We start from the raw sequence: 17,162 nt of genomic DNA, 5'->3' as shown, positions 1-17,162 counted from the left end.
TAAATCGATTGCGACACCTGGGAAAATTGGGAACTGGTGGCTGAATCCGTACAAGACGCTCAACGTTCCGCGCCGGCGATCGCTCCGCGACCGGCGCGGATTCGGGGTAGCTCGGATCTGTGGCGGCTCATGCCGTACCTGCTGCCGTACCGCACGCGCTGGGTCGCCATGATCGTCGTCGCGGTGGCCAGCCTCGGCGCCACGGTGGCCATCCCGTTGATGACCAAGGCTGTGATCGACGGCCCGGTACGCCACCAGGATCCGCAGGGGTTGTGGGTGCTCGGCGCGGCCGCGATGGCCGTCGGGGTATCGGAGGCCGTGTTGTGGTTCATCCGGCGCTGGCTCGTCGCGCGCGCCACCATGGGCGTCGAGGCCGACATCCGCAAGGATCTCTACGCTCGGCTGCAGATCCTGCCGATGAGCTTCCACGGGCGCTGGCAGTCAGGTCAGCTGCTGTCGCGCGTGATGAACGACCTGTCCACCATCCGGCGGTTCATGTCGTTCGGGTTGGTGTTCCTGATCCTCAACAGCCTGCAGATCACCGTGGTCACCGCGATCCTGCTGGCCATGTACTGGCCTTTGGGCGTGGTGGTGCTGGTGTCCATCGTGCCGATCGCGGCCACGGTGCTGCACTTCGAGCGCGAGTACACGCGGCTGTCCCGGCTCGCGCAGGACCAGACCGGCCACGTCGCAACGCATGTCGAAGAGGCCGCGCTGGGCATGCGGGTGGTCAAGTCGTTCGGCCGCGAGGACTACGTGTTCGACCGGTTCGACCAGCAGGCCACGCAGCTCAACGACACGCAGGTCGGCCGGGTCGACGTGTCGGCGAAGTTCTGGACCCTGCTCGAGGTCATCCCCAACCTCACGCTGATCGTGGTGCTGGGCTTCGGCGCGTATGCGGCGGGCCACGGCTACGTCAGCATGGGCACGCTGGTCGCCTTCATCACCATGATGTTGTCGCTCGTGTGGCCCATCGCGTCACTGGGATTTCTGCTGTCGATGACGCAGGAATCGTTCACCGCGGCCAACCGCATCGCCGAGATCTTCGACGCACCAAGGGAAATCGACGACGGGCCCACGGCCGAGGCGCCGCGTGGCGGCCGGCTTGAGTTGCGCGACGTGGGCTTCCGGTTCCCGGACAGTGAGGACTGGGTGCTGCGTCATGTCGACATGGTCGTCGAACCGGGGCAGACGCTGGCGCTGGTCGGCGCGACCGGCTCGGGCAAGTCGGTGCTGGCCGCGTTGTTCTCGCGGCTCTACGACGTCACCGAGGGCCAGATCCTCATCGACGGCACGGACATCCGCGAGCTGAGCCTGCCCGCGCTGCGCCGGACCGTGGCCACGGCGTTCGAGGATCCGACGCTGTTCTCGATGTCGGTGGCCGAGAACCTGCGGCTGGGCCGCCCGGACGCGACCGACGGCGAATTGGCACGGGCCATCGACATCGCGGCCGCGCAATTCGTCTACGACCTGCCGTTCGGGCTCGACACGCGTATCGGCGAGCAGGGCATGAGCCTGTCAGGCGGTCAGCGCCAGCGGCTCTCGCTGGCCCGGGCCGTGCTGGCCGCGCCAAGGATCCTGGTGCTCGACGACACGCTGTCGGCGCTCGACGTGCACACCGAGGCCGTCGTGACCGAGGCGCTCGGCCGCGTGCTCGGCGAGGTCACCGGTGTCATCGTGGCCCACCGCGCGTCGACCGTGCTGCTCGCGGACAAGGTCGCGCTGCTGGACAAGGTCGGTTCTGCCGGGGCCACCGTGACGCACATCGGCACACACGCCCAGTTGCTGAGTCAGGTGCCGCAGTACCGCTACCTGCTCGCGGCCGACGACGAACTCGACGACGGGTCAGAACACGTCTGCCTGTGGGAAGGCGACGAGGACCGCCACCGGCTCGACCACTTCGTCGAGGAAACCGAACCGCGCCGCTATGTGACATCGGAGGTCGAGCGCCGATGACCTCGACAACAGAGTGGCGGGGCCGGTTCGACGAGAATCAGGACGACCTGCCCATCGACGAGAACCTGCCGCGGCGCCGCGAGGCCCGCGCGCTGCTGGGCTCGCTGCTGCGGCCGTACCGCTGGACCGTCGCGGTGCTCGCGTTGGTCGTCGTCGTGGAGAACGTCGCGCGGCTGTCGGTGCCGATCCTGGTGCAGCGCGGCATCGACCACGGCATCCCGCCGATCATCGACGGTGGTTCGGCGCGGGAGCTGATGCTCATCGTCGGCACCTTGTGCGCCGTGGTGATCGTCCAGGCCGTCAGCCGGATGTTCTTCCTGCGCCGCTCGGGCCGCGTCGGGCAGCGCGTGCTGCTCGAACTGCGCCGCCGCGTGTTCCGGCACTTCGGGCGCCTCGACGTGGCGTTCCACGACCGCTACACGTCGGGTCGCGTGGTCAGCCGGTCCACCAACGACGTCGAGGCCATCCAGGACATGCTGGAGACCGGGTTCGACAGCTTGATCACCGCGGTCCTCACGCTGTTCGGCACAGCGATCCTGCTGGTGGCGCTGGATTGGCGGCTGGGGCTGATGTGTCTGGCGGCGTTCCCGATCCTGGTGGCGCTGGTGTGGTGGTTCCGCACCGAGTCCGCCAAGACCTACCGCAAGGTGCGGGAGAGCGCCGCGCTGGTCATCGTGCAGTTCGTCGAGACCATGACGGGCATCAAGGCCGTGCAGGCCTACCGGCGCGAACCCCGCAACCAGGAGATCTTCGAGGACATCGCCGACGACTACCGCGCGATCAACGAGAAGACGTTCAAGCTGCTGGCGGTCTTCATGCCGGGCGTGAAGCTCGTCGGCAACATCACCACGGGCGTGGTGCTGCTGTACGGCGGCTACCGCGTGCTGGGCGGTGCGATGACCATCGGCACCCTGGCCGCGTTCCTGCTGTATCTGCGGATGTTCTTCGAGCCCATGCAGGAGATCTCGCAGTTCTTCAACACCTTCCAGTCGGCGTCCTCGGCGCTGGAGAAACTGGCGGGCGTATTGGCCGAAAAGCCGGGCATCGATGACCCCGCGCATCCCGTCCCGCTACGGGACGTCGAGGGCGACATCCGCTTTCACGACGTACAGTTCGGCTACACCCCGGGCCGTCCGGTGCTGCCCGGGCTCACGCTGCAGGTGCCCGCCGGACAGACCGTCGCGCTGGTCGGCACCACCGGCGCGGGCAAGACCACCATCGCCAAACTGATCGCGCGGTTCTACGACCCGACGGCCGGCTCGGTCACGCTCGACGGCATCGACCTGCGCGACGTGGCACAGTCCGAACTGCGCCGTCACGTCGTGATGGTGACGCAGGAGAACTTCATGTTCGAGGGCACCGTCGCGGACAACATCCGGTTCGGCAGGCCCGACGCCACCGACGCGGAGGTCCGGGCGGCTGCCGAGGCCGTCGGCGCCGACCGGTTCGTCGACGCACTGCCCGAGGGCTACGACACCGATGTCGCCAAGCGCGGCGGCCGGCTCTCGGCGGGCCAGCGCCAGCTGATCGCGTTCGCGCGGGCGTTCCTGGCCGACCCGGCTGTGCTGATTCTCGACGAGGCGACGTCGTCGCTGGACATCCCCAGCGAGCGGATGGTGCAGCGGGCCCTGGAAACCGTGCTGACCGACCGGACCGCACTGGTGATCGCGCACCGGCTCTCGACCGTGCAGATCGCCGACCGTGTGCTGGTGCTCGAGCACGGCCGCATCGTCGAGGACGGTCCGCCCGGCGAACTCATCGGCCGCACCGACGGTGCTTACGCCGCGTTGCACCGCGCGTGGGTGGATTCACTGGCTTGATCACCGCTCGGCGTGCGCCCGGCCGGTGCGCACCCACACGACGCCGAAGAACAACAGCGTGAGGGCAAGCGGAATCAGCCCGATCGACCAGCTCAGCGGCAGCGGCGGTCCTGGCTGACCGAGCACGTCGATCTTGAGATCGCCCGTGCCCACGCCCTGCGGGCCGTCGATCTCGAACCGCAAGGTCCAGGTGCCCGGTGCGTCGAGGGAGCGCACGTCGAGTCCCCACACGCTGCGGTTGCGCGGATGCCGGGCGAGCCGGTCGGTGTCGGAACCGCCGTCGGGTGCGATCTCGGTGAGGGTGCCGGACTTGTCGGCGATGCCGCCCCGGGGTTCGAACGTGAAGTCGAGCGACTGCATGGCGCGCAGCGGCCACACCGTGAAGCCGACCGTCATGGGGTACGGCCCGACCTCGACGTGCTCGGTGTGCACGATGTAGTCGAGCGGATCGGCCGACGCTGCAGGCGCCACCCCGAGCGCGAGCAGGACCACGGCGCCCAGCGTCGCTGCCAGCGCCCGCAACCGGGCCCTCACGCCGCGACCGCCACGGCGTCGCGTACGGCCGGGGCGGCACCACACGCCCGCATCGCCTGCCCCAAGCGCTGTGTGGCCGCGCCGAGTACGGCACCGAGCACGGCCGCCGCGGCGGACGTCGCCGCGACGTTCGCGGCGGGCTCACCGTCCATGCCCGACCCGAGCCACCAGCTGATCGCAACGGCTCCTGCCGCGCCCAGGCCCGCCAACAGCCACGCGTTCGCACCGCGCCACCGCAGCACCAACTCGACGACGATGCCGAAGACGAATACGCACGCGGGCACGATCAGCATGTCGACCGGGAAGCGCAGTTCGACGTAGTCGCGCAGCGCCAGGTTCTGCACCTTGGCATACCAGCCCACCGCCCACTCGGCGTATGGCCACATCACGGCATTGACCAGCAGCGTGAGCGCCCCGGTGCCCACTGCGCCGCCGCGCGGCAGCACCTGTGACCCCAGCAGCACGCAGACCAGCGGAATGGTGACCCACGTGACCGTGAACCAGTCGATGCGGGTGTCGAAATGCAGGTCGGCCAGCGCGGTGCTGGTGATCGACGCGTACGCACCGAACGCGGCGATGGCGGTCATGAAACCCCAACGGCCCCAGCGGTGTTCCCGGGCCGCGGCGAACACGATAGCGGTGCCGATCATCGTCACGCAGATCGACGTCAGCCAGCCCTGATGTGGTGGCGACGCGATCGTCACGTCGAATCCGTAAAGCCCGTGCCACCATTCGTCCCACAGCCCGTACAACAGGAAGGACGCCGCCGCGATCCCCCCGACGAGGTAGCCGATGGGCGCGGAGAACACTCCGAGCACTTTCACCGCGCGGCCGCCGACGGCCGGGTCGGGTACGGCACCGTTGCGTTGCGCCGCGGTCGCCCGCAACACCATGGCCAGGCTCGTCAGTCCGGCGATCGCGCCACCGGAGTAGACGAACAGGTGCGGCAGCGTGAAGAAGCTGTCCGGTCCGACATCGCTGTGCCAGCCGATGTCCCACGTCAGTCCCGAGAGCGAGATGAGCGTGCCTGCCAGCATCACGAATGCCGGAAACTTTCCTGTTGCTTTCATCCCCTAGCCTTTCGTCGTGACGCTGAGCACGGCGTCGTAGCTGTCCGGACCGTTCTTGATGCGCACGGTGATCTCCCACTGGCCGGGCATCGACAGATCGACGTCGCCGCGGTATTCGCCGTCGGCGGCCGCGGTGGCAACGACAGGCGGTGTGGCATGGCCCATTTGGGGCATGGCAGGCTCGAACGTCACCGAATCCGGCGTCGGTATCTCGCCCGCGCTGCCCTCGATCTGCACGGTCAGGCTGTTGACACCGACCTTGGGCGGGTCACCCTTCAGGCGCACGAGGTACGGCCCTGCCGTGGCCTCGGCCGCGGTCGCTGCCTGCGGTCTCGGCCACAACAGCCACAACGTACCGGCGCCCACAACGACGGCGATGACCACGATGCCGATCAGGCGGAAGCGGTTCACGGAACCTCGATTTCGGTTGGCGCGGTGAGGATTGCGTAGTCCCGTTCGGATTGCACCCACACCTTGTACCGGCCGGGCAGGGCGAACGTGTAGGTGAATCGGACCTCGGGCCCGTATCGGGCCACCGACTCGTCGGGTTGCCCGCCTGCAGCGCCTGGTGCAGGCGGCACCATCGCGTGCCCGTGCGACCAGATCGGCGCTGCCAAGGCCTGTTCACCGACGTCGGAGCCACGCGCGGGCAGCGGACCGATCACCATGAGATGACCGGTCATGCCGAGCCACGGTTGCAGATCGGCGGCGTCGCCGAAGCGGGCCCGGATGCTGCTGGGCGTGCCGGCTTTGGCCACTGTCGCGGTGATCTCGCCGTCCGACGGCGTGGCGGCGCGGGGCGGTGTCCCGGGGGATCCGCCGGGTATCGAGCCGCGCACCAGCTGCACGCCACCACCGCGGCGGGCGAGTTCGGCTGCCACCGCGTAGGTTCCGTGTTCGCCCGCATCGAATTGCACCTCGTAACGGCCGGGTGCGACCCGGACCGGATGCAGGTGGGACATGTTGCCGGACGGCGAGACCGCGATCAGGTGGATGAGCGCACCGTGGTGGATCAGCAGGTCATCCACGGGCCGGCCGGTCGACGAGTCGGTGACGTCCAACCGCATGGCTGCGCCCTGCATGGACACCGCGAGATTGACGGGCGGCCGCGAATAGTCGACGGGGGTCAGCGAATTCGCGGCGACGAGCGCGTATGGGTCGGCGAGGTTGTCCAGGGTGGGATCGAGGTCGCGCCCCGGTTGCGGCGGCGGAGGCGAGTACGCGGAGAGCACGGCCCCGGTCACGGCAACTGTCAGTGCCACCACCATGCCGGTCGCCGGGATCAGGGCCACCCAGTGCCTGCGCGCGCGCAACGCTACGCCGAGCGACACGATGAGCAGTGCTCCGGCCGCGAAGAAGCCGTAGTCACTGGCCTTCTTCCAGGGTGGGAGCACCTGCATCGGAACCAGAAACGGGATGCGCGCCACGGTGTTTCCGTCGTCGACGAGCAGCTCCCATGGACCGGCCCGGTCGATGTCGAGCGTCGCCGAGTGGATGCCCGGTGCGTCGAGGTCCACCTGTCCGGTGCTGGCCGTGGCGCCCGGCGCGGTGGCGGTGAGCCGCAAGATGCCCGGGGCGCCGCCGCGATGGCTCACCACGTCGACGTGCAACGGCCCGAGCACCGGGCCGACGCGGCGGATGATCACCGTGAGTTCACGATTGCCCAGGGTCTGCGCGACGTGGACGTCGGTGTCCGATGCGGCGCCGTCGGCGCGCACTGTGGGAGCCCAGAGCAGCAGTGTCATCATCACCAGCATGCCCAGCGCGAGCACGCGTGTCAGTAGGGTTTTCCCCCAACCGCATACGTTGTCCACCAAGCCAGTATTAGCAAAAACTACAGCTTCTCGATGTCGGGCAGCGTCCACGTCTTGTCGAACAGGGCTTGCTTCGGACCGTAGAGGCGGAACAACACCTCGAACCGCCCGCCCGGATCGGTCGGAATCCAGTTCGCCTCGTGACCATCCGGTGCGGCCGGGCCGATGAAAATGTCGACGGACCCGTCGGCGTTTGCTGCGAGGTCGGGAAGGTGTGACGAGCGGCTCGCGTGGGGCAGGTCGCGGATCAACGCGTGGGCGTCCCGGTCGTACACCGTGGCCGACCAGTACAGCGAAACCGGGGGGTCGGCGGGCACCCGCAGCCGGTAGGTCGCGGAGCCGTCGAACGGGCTGCCTTCGCGGTCCGCGATGGCCATGACATAAAACTGGCCCTGCCCAAGGTGTTTGGCGCTGAAGTAGATGAACGAGTACAGGATGCCGCGGTCGTCGACCGGGTAGCTGTCCGGATCGGCGAATCCGGTTTGCATGCCCCGCACCACGTCGGGCGATGCCGGAACCGCCCAGTGCGTACCTTCGAAATACGGTGAGGCGAAAAACCGTGGATAGTTGGCGTCGAGCCAGTCGTGCGCGTCGGCGGCGGCCGCGTCCAGCAGATCTGTGTCGCCGGGCGTGAACGGTTTGCCCTTCTCGATGCCGATCGACTTGAGCACGGAGATCATCACCCGGTCCCGCTGCAGCCACGGCTCACGCTGGACGAACCGGTCGAGCAGCTCGAAGAACCGGCGATCGTAAGGGATCGTGTTGTCGTACAGCACATCCGATGCGTCGATGAACGTGGTCGGTTGTGCGGGCTGCGACAGCGGATAGAACTGGATGCGCCTGCCGTAATCGGCCGCGGCCGTGACGTCGGCGGCACTGCTGGAGGCGACGTTGGACCGCAACGCGCCGAACCCGGTGTACGTCGCCGACGGTAGCGCGACGTACCCGTCGGGCACGTCGCCGCGGTGATCCGGCGGCAGGATCAGGTATTTGCCGCCCTTGCCCTTGTCGACACCGGCGGGGCCGACGTCCTCGAGGGCCTCCTGCCAGCCGTTGTCGACCGACCCAGTGATCGAACCGCCTTCCGCGGGCGGGATTTCGAGCACCATCGGGCCGACGTCGCGGGTGTTGTAGAACGGGAAGAAGTACAGCGTGTCCGGATTGGGGGTGAGAGTCTGGTTTTTCCAATTGAGGAGTCGCGACCAGAAGACCACCTGGTTGTCGGAGGCGCCGATGCCTGCGGACGCCTGCCGGAGCAGTTCGAAATTGACTGCGGGCATGCCCCAGATCACGGCTTGCACAGCGCGGGATCGCACCAGTTCATCCACGGATTCACGCTAGCCCAGTACGCGTGCTGTTGCCTTCATTCTATCGGGAATTCCGGGTGTTCATGAGGCCCTGATTTTTGCTTCATAATCGCTCGCACGATCCGAACTGGAGGGGGCGCGGGTGGTGGCTTATACGTTGGATCTCGACGAGATCGACCGGACGTCGATGCCGCTTGTCGGTGGCAAGGGCGCGCGGCTGGGTGAACTGCGCCGCATCGGGGGGATCCGGGTGCCCGACGGGTTCTGTGTCACGACCGCGGCGTTCGGCCGGTTCATGGCCGCGGTGCCGTCGATCGGCGAGCGGCTCGATGCGCTGTCGGGCCTGACCGCCGACGACCAATCAGCCGTCGGCGAGCTGAGTGCACAGGTGCGCCATGCGCTGGAAGAGACCGTTGTGCCCCGTGACATCGCGGCAGCGATCCGCGGTGCCCTGAGGCCGCAGGATGCCTACGCGGTGCGTTCCAGCGCGACGGCCGAGGATCTCGCGGCCGCGTCGTTCGCGGGCCAGCAGGACTCGTTCCTCGACGTGGCGGGCGCGGACGAGGTCGTCCGGCACGTCAAACGATGCTGGGCGTCGCTGTTCACCGAGCGAGCTGTCGCCTACCGCCTGCGAAAGGGGTTCGACCACAGACAGATCCACATGGCGGTCGTGGTGCAACACATGGTCGCGGCGCAGGCGGCCGGCGTGCTGTTCACCGCGGACCCGGTGTCCGGCAACCGGAAGGTGACCACGGTGGAGGCCGTCGTGGGCCTGGGGGACGCCCTGGTGTCCGGGCAAGCCGACGCCGATCGCTACACGGTGCGCGACGCACGAGTGGAGGCCTCGATCCGGGGACCGCAGCCCGTGCTCACCGAACCGCAGGTGCTGCGGCTGGCCGAGCTGGGCCGCCGTGTCGAAAGACACTTCGGCCACCCGCAGGACATCGAATGGTGCCTGCTCGACGATGACTTCCACCTCGTCCAGGCGCGGCCCGTCACGACCCTGTTCCCGATCCCCGACGCCGGAGACACGCAGCACCACGTCTACCTGTCGGTCGGCCATCAGCAGATGATGACCGACGCGATGACACCCCTGGGCCTGTCGGTGTGGCAACTCACCACCAAGAGGCCCATGGCCGAGGCCGGCGGACGGTTGTTCGTCGATGTCACAAAGGTGCTCGAAACACCTTCCACCCGAGACGAATTCGTCGCGGGCTTCCTGAGATCGGACCCGCTGACGGGTGCCGCACTGCAGGCCGTGCTCGATCGCGTCGACTTCGTCCGTCCGGTCGTGGGCCGGGTCGCCCCGCCCGCAACCCCGCCCCCAACCGCGATTGAGACCGATCCAGCACTCGTCACGGCACTGATCGAGCAGGGCCAGGCCGGCGTAGCGGCGCTGAAACGCGACATCGAGCCGCTGTCCGGCCCGGCCCTGCTGGACTTCATCGTGGCCGACTTCGCCGAGCTGCAACGGGTTCTGTTCGCGCCGGCGAGCAATCAGGCGATCGTCGCCGGGATGGACGCGGCCCAGTGGCTCAACGACCACCTGCTGGAGTGGCTCGGCGAAAAGAACCCGGCCGACACTCTCACGCAGTCCGTGCCTCACAACGTCACCTCGGAGATGGGGCTCGCGCTGCTCGACGTCGCCGACGCGATGCGGCCGTACCCCGACGTGGTGGCGGTGCTCGAGCGCTCCGGACCAGAGGATGACGTGCTGGCCGCGCTCGCCGGACTGCCTGGTGAGCACGCCCTGCGCGAGTTCCTCGACCGGTACGGCATGCGGTGCGCCGGCGAGATCGACATCACCAGACCCCGCTGGAGCGAGCAACCCGGCACGCTCGTCGCTCCGATCCTCGCCAACATCAAGAACTTCGGGCCGGGCGAGGCGCGGCGCCGCTTCGAGGACGGTCTGCGCCAAGCCGCAGCGAAAGAACACGAGCTGCTGACCCGGTTGCGGGCGCTGCCAGACGGGGAGCGCAAGGCCGCCGAGACCAAGCTGATGATCGACCGCGTCCGCACCTTCGCGGGGTACCGCGAATACCCCAAGTACGGCATGGTCAGCCGCTACTTCATCTACAAGCAGGCCCTGCTCCGCGAGGCCGAACGCCTCGTCGGCTCAGGCGTCTTGCGAGAGCGCGACGACATCTTCTACCTGAGGCTGGACGAGCTCCGGGACGTCGTGCGGACCCACCGTGTGGACGTGCAGCTGATCCACGAGCGGAGGGCAGCGTTTCAGGGTTACCAAGCGCTGCGGCCGCCGCGCGTGCTGACATCGGACGGCGAGGCCATCACCGGTGGCTACCGCCGCGCGGATCTTCCACCCGGTGCGCTGGCCGGCCTCGGCGTCTCGGCAGGCACCGTCGAGGGGCGGGCCCGCGTCGTCACCGACATCGCGCGCGCCGAACTGGAACCCGGCGACATCCTGGTCACCGCGTTCACCGATCCCAGCTGGACCCCGCTGTTCGTCGGGATCACCGGGCTGGTGACCGAGGTTGGCGGGTTGATGACGCACGGCGCGGTGATCGCCCGCGAGTACGGGCTGCCCGCGGTCGTCGGCGTCCAAGACGCCACCACCCTGATTCGCGACGGCCGGCGCATCCGCGTGCACGGCACCGAGGGCTACGTCGAGATCCTGTCCTAGTTTCCCTGCGCGAGCAGACGCGTGGGTACCCAAAAATGCTCGAAAAAGGGTACTTTGGCGTCTGCTCGCCGGAAGAACTCAGCGCACGGTGTCGAAGAACGCCCGCACGTCGTCGACGAACAGCTCGGGCTGCTCGAATGCCGCGAAGTGTCCGCCGCGCGGCATCTTGGTGAAATGCGTGACGTTGTAGCCGGCCTCGCACCAACTGCGGGGCGCGCGCAGGATCTCCAGCGGGAACGACGCGACGCCGGTCGGCAGGCTGACGTATTCGCCGCCGCCCCAGGTGTCATGGCTTTCCCAGTACAGCCGGGCTGACGATGCCGCCGACGCGGTGAGCCAGTACAGCATGACGTTGTCGAGCATTTCGTCTTTGCTGACCACGTTTTCGGGGTTGCCGTCGCAGTCCATCCACGACCAGAACTTCTCGACGATCCACGCCAGCTGGCCGACGGGCGAATCCACCAGGCCGTAGCCGACGGTCTGCGGCCGGGTGGACTGCTGCTTCATGTAGCCCGAATCCCACTTGCGGTAGTAGTCGATGCGGGCCAGCGCCTGCTGCAGATCCTCGGTCATCTCACCGAGGCCCTCGGCGGGCGGCTGTGCGATCGGCATGTTGACGTGGATGGCGACGCAATGCCCGATGTTGCGGCCCATCTGCGTCGTCACCGCCGCTCCCCAGTCGCCGCCCTGCGCGCCGTAGCGGTCGTACCCCAATCGCACCATCAACGTGTCCCACGCCTGCGCGATCTTCTGGATGCCCCAACCGGTTGTGGTGGGCTTGCCCGAGAAGCCGTAACCCGGCAGTGACGGGCACACCACGTGGAACCCGGCCTCGGTCAGCGGTTCGATCACCTTGTGGAATTCGACGATCGATCCCGGCCAGCCGTGCGTGATCAGCAGCGGGAACGCGTCCTCGCGCGTCGAGCGCTGATGGATGAAATGGATGTCCAGCCCGTCGATCTCGGTGGTGAAGTGGTCGAAGCGGTTGAGTGCGGCTTCGCGGGCACGCCAGTCGTAGCTGTTGGCCCAGTAGTCGGCCAGTTCGCGGGTGTAGGCCAGTGGGATGCCCTGAGTCCAGTCGTCGACGCATTCGGCGTCAGGCCAGCGGGTGCGCGCCAGCCGCTGCTTGAGGTCGTCGAGATCGGCGTCGGGGATTGCGATGCGGAACGGGCGGATCTCTGCAGAGGTCATACGGCCATCTTGTCAGGGGATCTGGCGCAGCAGGCGGGCCTTGGACACGGCCTCATGCCGGTTACGGGCGCCGAGTTTTGCTGCAGCACTGCGCAGATAGCTCTTGACGGTCTCCGGTCGCAGCGAAAGCCGTTCGGCGGCTTCGGCATTGGTGCAGCCGAGGGCCACCTGGGCGAGCACGTCGACCTCGCGTGCGGTGAGCGGTGCGCTCGCTGGGGCGTCGCCACGCAGGGCGCCGGCCAGTCGATCGGCGAGGTCGCGTAGCGGGCCTGCCAACGCGGGGGTTTCGGCCGCCAGGCGCCGCATATCGGCGTACACCGAACGGATCTGCTCGGTGTCGGCGGGCTGGTCGCCGAAGTTGGCCAGTGCGGCTTCCCGCATCCGCATCCGGCGGTCCACCTCGTCGCGTACGCGTAGTTCTTCGCTGAGCCGCTGGGCCGAGGCCATCATCGCGGTGGCCGTGCGGTCGCCGATGGGGGCGCTGCTGCGGTACGCGCCGTACAGCACGGCCCGGGCCTTGCCCGCGACGACGACCGGCACCGCGAGGATCGACCGGATGCCCTCGGACAGCACGGGCTCGTCGTAGTCGTGCGTGATGGTCGACGAACGGCGGTAGTCGGGCACCGAGATCGGGCGGCGCATCACCACGCTCGCACCACCCAGCCCGGCGCTGGGCCGGACCGCGAGACCTCGCATGGCCCCGGTGCGGGTGCCGAAGAATTCGCTCAGCAAAAGGGTGCCGTCGTACACCTCACCGCCGAACACCATGGGCAGGCCGGTGTCGGTGGCCATGTGCCGTAATTCGGCGCGGACCGCGTCGGCGTCACGCGGCCGCAGCAGCGAGGGGCGCATCGCGGATACCCACTTTCGGGGGTAGCGGTCGGACTATGTGACGTAGAGCATAGCTTTTATGGTGACCGACGAAACCAACACGGCCCGCTACCGCCACGCTCGTGACCAGCTCGTGGCGAGTATCTCCGATTACGACAAGGCCGTCGAGACGTTCACGTGGCCCGAGCTGACCGGCACGTTCAACTGGGCGATCGACTGGTTCGACGCCATCGCGCGCGACAACGACCGCACCGCGCTGTGGATCGTCGAGGAGGACGGGTCCGAGCGCCAGATCAGCTTCGCCGACATGTCGCACCGCTCTGACCGTGTCGCGACCTGGCTGCGCGGGCTGGGTGTCGGCAAAGGCGATCGCGTCATTCTCATGCTCGGCAACCAGGTCGAACTGTGGGAGGCCATGCTCGCCGTCGCCAAACTCGGCGCGGTCATCATGCCGACCACCGGTGCACTGGGCACTGCGGATCTGGCCGACCGGATCGGTCGCGGCGGCGCGGGCTTCGTGATCGCCAACGCCGCGGACACCGACAAGTTCGCCGATGTGCCCGGGGACTACACCCGTATCGTCGTGGGTGCACCGGTGCCGGGCTGGCACACCTACACCGATGCCTACGACGTCGAGCCCGAACGGTTCGAAGCGGTCACGACGGTCGAGGATCCGCTGCTGATCTACTTCACGTCGGGCACCACCAGCAAGCCCAAGCTGGTCGAGCATTCGCAGGTCAGCTATCCCGTCGGGCACCTGACGACCATGGCGTGGATCGGCGTCAAGCCGGGCGACGTGCACCTGGCGATCAGCTCGCCCGGGTGGGCCAAGCACGCCTGGAGCTGTTTCTTCGCCCCGTGGATCGCCGAGGCCACGATCTTCGTCTACAACTACGCACGGTTCGACGCCGCGGCGCTGCTCGCGCAGTTGCGCCGGGCCGGCGTCAACACGTTCTGCGCGCCGCCGACCGTGTGGCGCATGTTGATCCAGTCGGATCTCGGCGCGAAGCCCGAGGGGCTGCGGGAAATCCTCGGCGCCGGCGAACCGCTCAACCCCGACGTCATCGCCCAGGTCGAAAAGGCCTGGGGGCTGACGATCCGCGACGGGTTCGGTCAGACCGAGACCACGCTGCAGGTCGGCAACACGCCCGGTCAGCCCGTCAAACCCGGGTCGATGGGCCGGCCCATGCCGGGTGTCCCGGTTGTGCTGGTCGACCCCATCACCGGTGAGCTCGCCGACGAGGGCGAGATCTGCCTGGACCTCGGCAAGAACCCGCGCAACCTCATGACCGGGTATCTCGGTGACGCGCAACGCAACGAGGCCGTCATGGCGGGCGGGTACTACCACACGGGTGACGTCGCGAGCCGCGATAACGACGGGTACATCACCTACATCGGGCGCACCGACGACGTGTTCAAATCCAGTGACTACAAGGTGTCGCCGTTCGAACTGGAAAGCGTGCTCATCGAGCATCCGGCGGTGGTCGAGGCCGCGGTGGTGCCGCAGCCCGACGACACCAGGCTCGCGGTGCCCAAGGCGTACGTGGCGCTGGCCGATGGCTGGGATGCCAACGCCGACACCGCGAAAGCCGTCATGGAGTACGCGCGCGATCACCTGGCGCCGTACCTCAAGGTGCGCAGACTCGAGTTCTTCGAGTTGCCCAAGACCATTTCCGGCAAGATCCGCCGCGTCGAGTTGCGCAACCGCGAAGACGCGGCTCATCAAGCCGGCGAACCCATTTCAACCGAATACCGATACGAGGATCTTGTGGAATGAAGTCATACGACGCAGGCCCCACGGATGCGGCCGTCTTGGAGGAGACCATCGGGGCGCGCTTCGAGCAAATCGTGGCCGCGGGCCCGGGCGCCGAGGCGCTGGTGGAGGTGGCGACGGGCCGGCGCTGGACCTACGCCGAGCTCAACGCCGAGATCGACGCATTGGCACGGGGTCTCATGGCCCTCGGCGTGGCCAAGGGGGATCGGGTCGGCATCTGGGCGCCCAACTGTGCCGAATGGGTGATGACGCAGTTCGCGACGGCCAAGATCGGCGCGATCCTGGTCAACATCAACCCGGCCTACCGCACCCACGAATTGGCGTACGTGCTCAAGCAATCCGGTGTGCGCACGTTGATCTCGGCGACCGCGTTCAAGTCCTCCGACAACGTGACCATGGTGGCCGAGGTGCGGGCAGACTGCCCGGAGCTGCGGGACATCATCTTCCTGGGCACGCTGGACTGGGACCGCCTGCACACCGAGCAGGTCTCCGCCGACCGGTTGCGGGAGCGGGGTGCCGAGCTGTCCAACACCGATCCCATCAACATCCAATATACCTCGGGGACAACGGGTTTCCCGAAGGGCGCCACGCTGAGCCACCGCAACATCCTCAACAACGGCTACTTCGTCACCGAGTTGATCAACCTGACCGCGGATGACCGGCTGTGCATTCCCGTGCCGTTCTACCACTGCTTCGGCATGGTCATGGGCACCCTCGGCGCCGTCACGCACGGCGCGACCATCGTGATTCCCGCACCTGGCTTCGACCCCGGTGCGACCCTGACCGCGATCCAGGCCGAACGCTGCACGGGCGTGTACGGGGTGCCGACCATGTTCATCGCGATGCTGGGCCACCCCGACTTCGCGCAGTTCGACCTGTCGTCGCTGCGGACCGGCATCATGGCCGGATCGGTATGCCCGATCGAGGTCATGAAGCGTGTGGTGGCCGACATGCACATGGCCGAGGTCGCGATCTGCTACGGCATGACCGAGACGTCCCCGGTGTCGTGCCAGACGTTGCACGACGACGACCTCGACCGGCGTACCGCCACGATCGGCCGGGCCCACCCGCACGTGGAGATCAAGATTGTCGACCCGGACACGGGCGAGACCGTCGAACGGGGCCTGCCGGGCGAGTTCTGCACGCGCGGCTACTCGGTGATGCTGGGCTATTGGGACGACGACGCCAAAACGCACGAGGTGATCGACGATGACGGCTGGATGCACACCGGAGACCTGGCCGTCATGCGCGAGGACGGATACTGCACGATCGTCGGCCGCATCAAGGACATGGTGATCCGCGGCGGCGAGAACGTCTATCCCCGGGAGATCGAGGAGTTCCTCTACACCCACCCCGACATCGACGATGCGCAGGTCATCGGTGTGCCCGACGAGCGCTACGGCGAAGAGATCTGCGCGTGGATCCGGATGAAACCCGGCCGTGCGCCGCTCGACGCCGCTGCGGTGCGTGAGTTCGCGACCGGCAAACTGGCGCACTACAAGATCCCGCGCTACATCCACATCGTCGACGACTTCCCGATGACCGTCACGGGCAAGATCCGCAAGGTCGACATGCGCGCCGAGAGCATTCGGGTGCTGGGCCTGGATTAGTTTTCGGCCGCCGGGCGGTCAATATGGTGTGAGGTTCTTGCAGGTGCTCGGCCGCAGGTTGTGTGCGGTGCTGGCCGCGACGTCGGCGGTGCTGCATGTGTTGATGCTCGGGCATGCGGCCAATCCGGTGGCAGGCGGTCTGCTCGCGGTGATGATCGTCGGGTGTCTGTACTGTGCGCGTGATCTGTGGCGGCGCGGTACGCCGGGCGTGTGGTGCACGGTCGCGCTGATGAACCTGGCGATGATCGCGCTGCACACGCCCATGCCTACGCATCACCACGGCACAGGTGGCGGACCGGTGCCCGCTCAGTCCACCCTGATGAGCCTGACCGTGTCGCTGGCGCTCGCCGAGGTCGTGATCGCCGGCGCGGTGCTGTACTGCTCGACGCGCAATCGGTCTGTTGAGCCGGGTATTTGAAACTCAGATCTGGCACCTGACAGTGGCGGCCGGTTCGGCTTCAATGTCCCTCCGGCGGCGCTGTGACGAGTGTGCAGGTTCTTGGGCTGTTGCCCACGACTTCGGCACGAGAACCTACACACTCGTCACAGCGCCTGGCACAGGACATTACCGACGGATCGCCGCCCCGGGCGCGCACGCGTGCGGATTGTGGTTG

13 protein-coding genes are annotated in these 17,162 nt (G+C 67.7%); 6 read left to right on the top strand and 7 right to left on the bottom strand.

All coding sequences use genetic code 11. The features are described 5' to 3' along the window. Window positions 1-36: 36 nt before the first annotated feature. Window positions 37-1,956, top strand: coding sequence for an ABC transporter ATP-binding protein (locus G6N67_RS05365; protein ID WP_036433699.1), 1,920 nt, complete (start codon window positions 37-39; stop codon window positions 1,954-1,956). Next, window positions 1,953-3,776: an ABC transporter ATP-binding protein gene (locus tag G6N67_RS05360; RefSeq protein WP_036433700.1), complete on the top strand. Its 1,824-nt coding sequence runs from the start codon at window positions 1,953-1,955 to the stop codon at window positions 3,774-3,776. Before G6N67_RS05365 ends, G6N67_RS05360 begins: the two co-directional genes overlap by 4 nt. Here G6N67_RS05360 and G6N67_RS05355 read toward each other — a convergent pair whose 3' ends face one another. Genes G6N67_RS05355 through G6N67_RS05335 form a run of 5 tightly spaced genes read right to left on the bottom strand, consistent with a single transcriptional unit; the run spans window position 3,777 to window position 8,522 of the window. Next, window positions 3,777-4,310, bottom strand: a complete 534-nt coding sequence (locus G6N67_RS05355) for a hypothetical protein (RefSeq protein WP_036433701.1) — start codon at window positions 4,308-4,310, stop codon at window positions 3,777-3,779. It lies immediately after the preceding gene. Beyond that, a complete protein-coding gene (locus tag G6N67_RS05350; RefSeq protein WP_051578805.1) occupies window positions 4,307-5,380 on the bottom strand; it encodes a hypothetical protein in 1,074 nt (357 codons plus the stop codon). The genes G6N67_RS05355 and G6N67_RS05350 overlap by 4 nt, the downstream gene beginning before the upstream one ends. Window positions 5,381-5,383: 3 nt before the next feature. Next, window positions 5,384-5,791 (bottom strand): FixH family protein, encoded by a 408-nt coding sequence (locus G6N67_RS05345; protein WP_051578806.1) that lies wholly within the window; start codon window positions 5,789-5,791, stop codon window positions 5,384-5,386. Continuing rightward, window positions 5,788-7,194 carry a DUF8832 domain-containing protein gene (locus tag G6N67_RS05340; RefSeq protein ID WP_230022174.1) on the bottom strand — a complete coding sequence of 469 codons (1,407 nt, stop codon included), beginning with the start codon at window positions 7,192-7,194 and terminating at the stop codon, window positions 5,788-5,790. The genes G6N67_RS05345 and G6N67_RS05340 overlap by 4 nt, the downstream gene beginning before the upstream one ends. A gap of 20 nt (window positions 7,195-7,214) precedes the next feature. Beyond that, window positions 7,215-8,522 (bottom strand): DUF1254 domain-containing protein, encoded by a 1,308-nt coding sequence (locus G6N67_RS05335; RefSeq protein ID WP_036433702.1) that lies wholly within the window; start codon window positions 8,520-8,522, stop codon window positions 7,215-7,217. Between the two features lie 124 nt (window positions 8,523-8,646). On the opposite strand from G6N67_RS05335, the gene G6N67_RS05330 reads away from it, so the two are divergent. Continuing rightward, complete coding sequence (locus tag G6N67_RS05330) at window positions 8,647-11,142, top strand: phosphoenolpyruvate synthase (protein ID WP_036435799.1); 2,496 nt, start codon at window positions 8,647-8,649, stop codon at window positions 11,140-11,142. Window positions 11,143-11,220: 78 nt separating this feature from the next. On the opposite strand, the gene G6N67_RS05325 is transcribed toward G6N67_RS05330, so the two are convergent. Together G6N67_RS05325 and G6N67_RS05320 are read right to left on the bottom strand one after the other, a co-directional pair. Continuing rightward, window positions 11,221-12,333, bottom strand: a complete 1,113-nt coding sequence (locus tag G6N67_RS05325; RefSeq protein WP_036433703.1) for an epoxide hydrolase family protein — start codon at window positions 12,331-12,333, stop codon at window positions 11,221-11,223. A gap of 12 nt (window positions 12,334-12,345) precedes the next feature. Next, window positions 12,346-13,185 (bottom strand): helix-turn-helix transcriptional regulator, encoded by an 840-nt coding sequence (locus G6N67_RS05320; RefSeq protein WP_036433704.1) that lies wholly within the window; start codon window positions 13,183-13,185, stop codon window positions 12,346-12,348. Between the two features lie 58 nt (window positions 13,186-13,243). Between G6N67_RS05320 and G6N67_RS05315 the strand changes: the two genes are divergently transcribed. The 3 genes from G6N67_RS05315 (at window position 13,244) to G6N67_RS05305 (ending at window position 16,966) form a co-directional block, all read left to right on the top strand. Continuing rightward, window positions 13,244-14,941 carry an AMP-binding protein gene (locus G6N67_RS05315; protein ID WP_036433705.1) on the top strand — a complete coding sequence of 566 codons (1,698 nt, stop codon included), beginning with the start codon at window positions 13,244-13,246 and terminating at the stop codon, window positions 14,939-14,941. Further along, entirely contained in the window at window positions 14,938-16,548 is a 1,611-nt protein-coding gene (locus G6N67_RS05310) for an AMP-binding protein (protein ID WP_036433706.1), read from the top strand. The genes G6N67_RS05315 and G6N67_RS05310 overlap by 4 nt, the downstream gene beginning before the upstream one ends. Before the next feature lie 103 nt (window positions 16,549-16,651). Beyond that, complete coding sequence (locus G6N67_RS05305) at window positions 16,652-16,966, top strand: hypothetical protein (RefSeq protein WP_230022181.1); 315 nt, start codon at window positions 16,652-16,654, stop codon at window positions 16,964-16,966. Window positions 16,967-17,162: the final 196 nt, after the last annotated feature.

It is taken from the genome of Mycolicibacterium mageritense (assembly GCF_010727475.1).
GTDB lineage: Bacteria > Actinomycetota > Actinomycetes > Mycobacteriales > Mycobacteriaceae > Mycobacterium > Mycobacterium mageritense.
The sequence above is the reverse complement of the archived record's forward strand: the minus strand, read 5'-3'. Positions and strand labels throughout refer to the sequence as shown.

Bases quoted from the DNA above. Each gene is read 5' to 3' on its own strand.
- G6N67_RS05360 (WP_036433700.1), top strand. From the start codon at position 1,953: ATGACCTCGACAACAGAGTGGCGGGGCCGGTTCGACGAGAATCAGGAC.
- G6N67_RS05350 (WP_051578805.1), bottom strand. From the start codon at position 5,380: ATGAAAGCAACAGGAAAGTTTCCGGCATTCGTGATGCTGGCAGGCACG.
- G6N67_RS05325 (WP_036433703.1), bottom strand. From the start codon at position 12,333: ATGACCTCTGCAGAGATCCGCCCGTTCCGCATCGCAATCCCCGACGCC.
- G6N67_RS05320 (WP_036433704.1), bottom strand. From the start codon at position 13,185: ATGCGCCCCTCGCTGCTGCGGCCGCGTGACGCCGACGCGGTCCGCGCC.
- G6N67_RS05315 (WP_036433705.1), top strand. From the start codon at position 13,244: ATGGTGACCGACGAAACCAACACGGCCCGCTACCGCCACGCTCGTGAC.
- G6N67_RS05310 (WP_036433706.1), top strand. From the start codon at position 14,938: ATGAAGTCATACGACGCAGGCCCCACGGATGCGGCCGTCTTGGAGGAG.
- G6N67_RS05305 (WP_230022181.1), top strand. From the start codon at position 16,652: ATGCTCGGGCATGCGGCCAATCCGGTGGCAGGCGGTCTGCTCGCGGTG.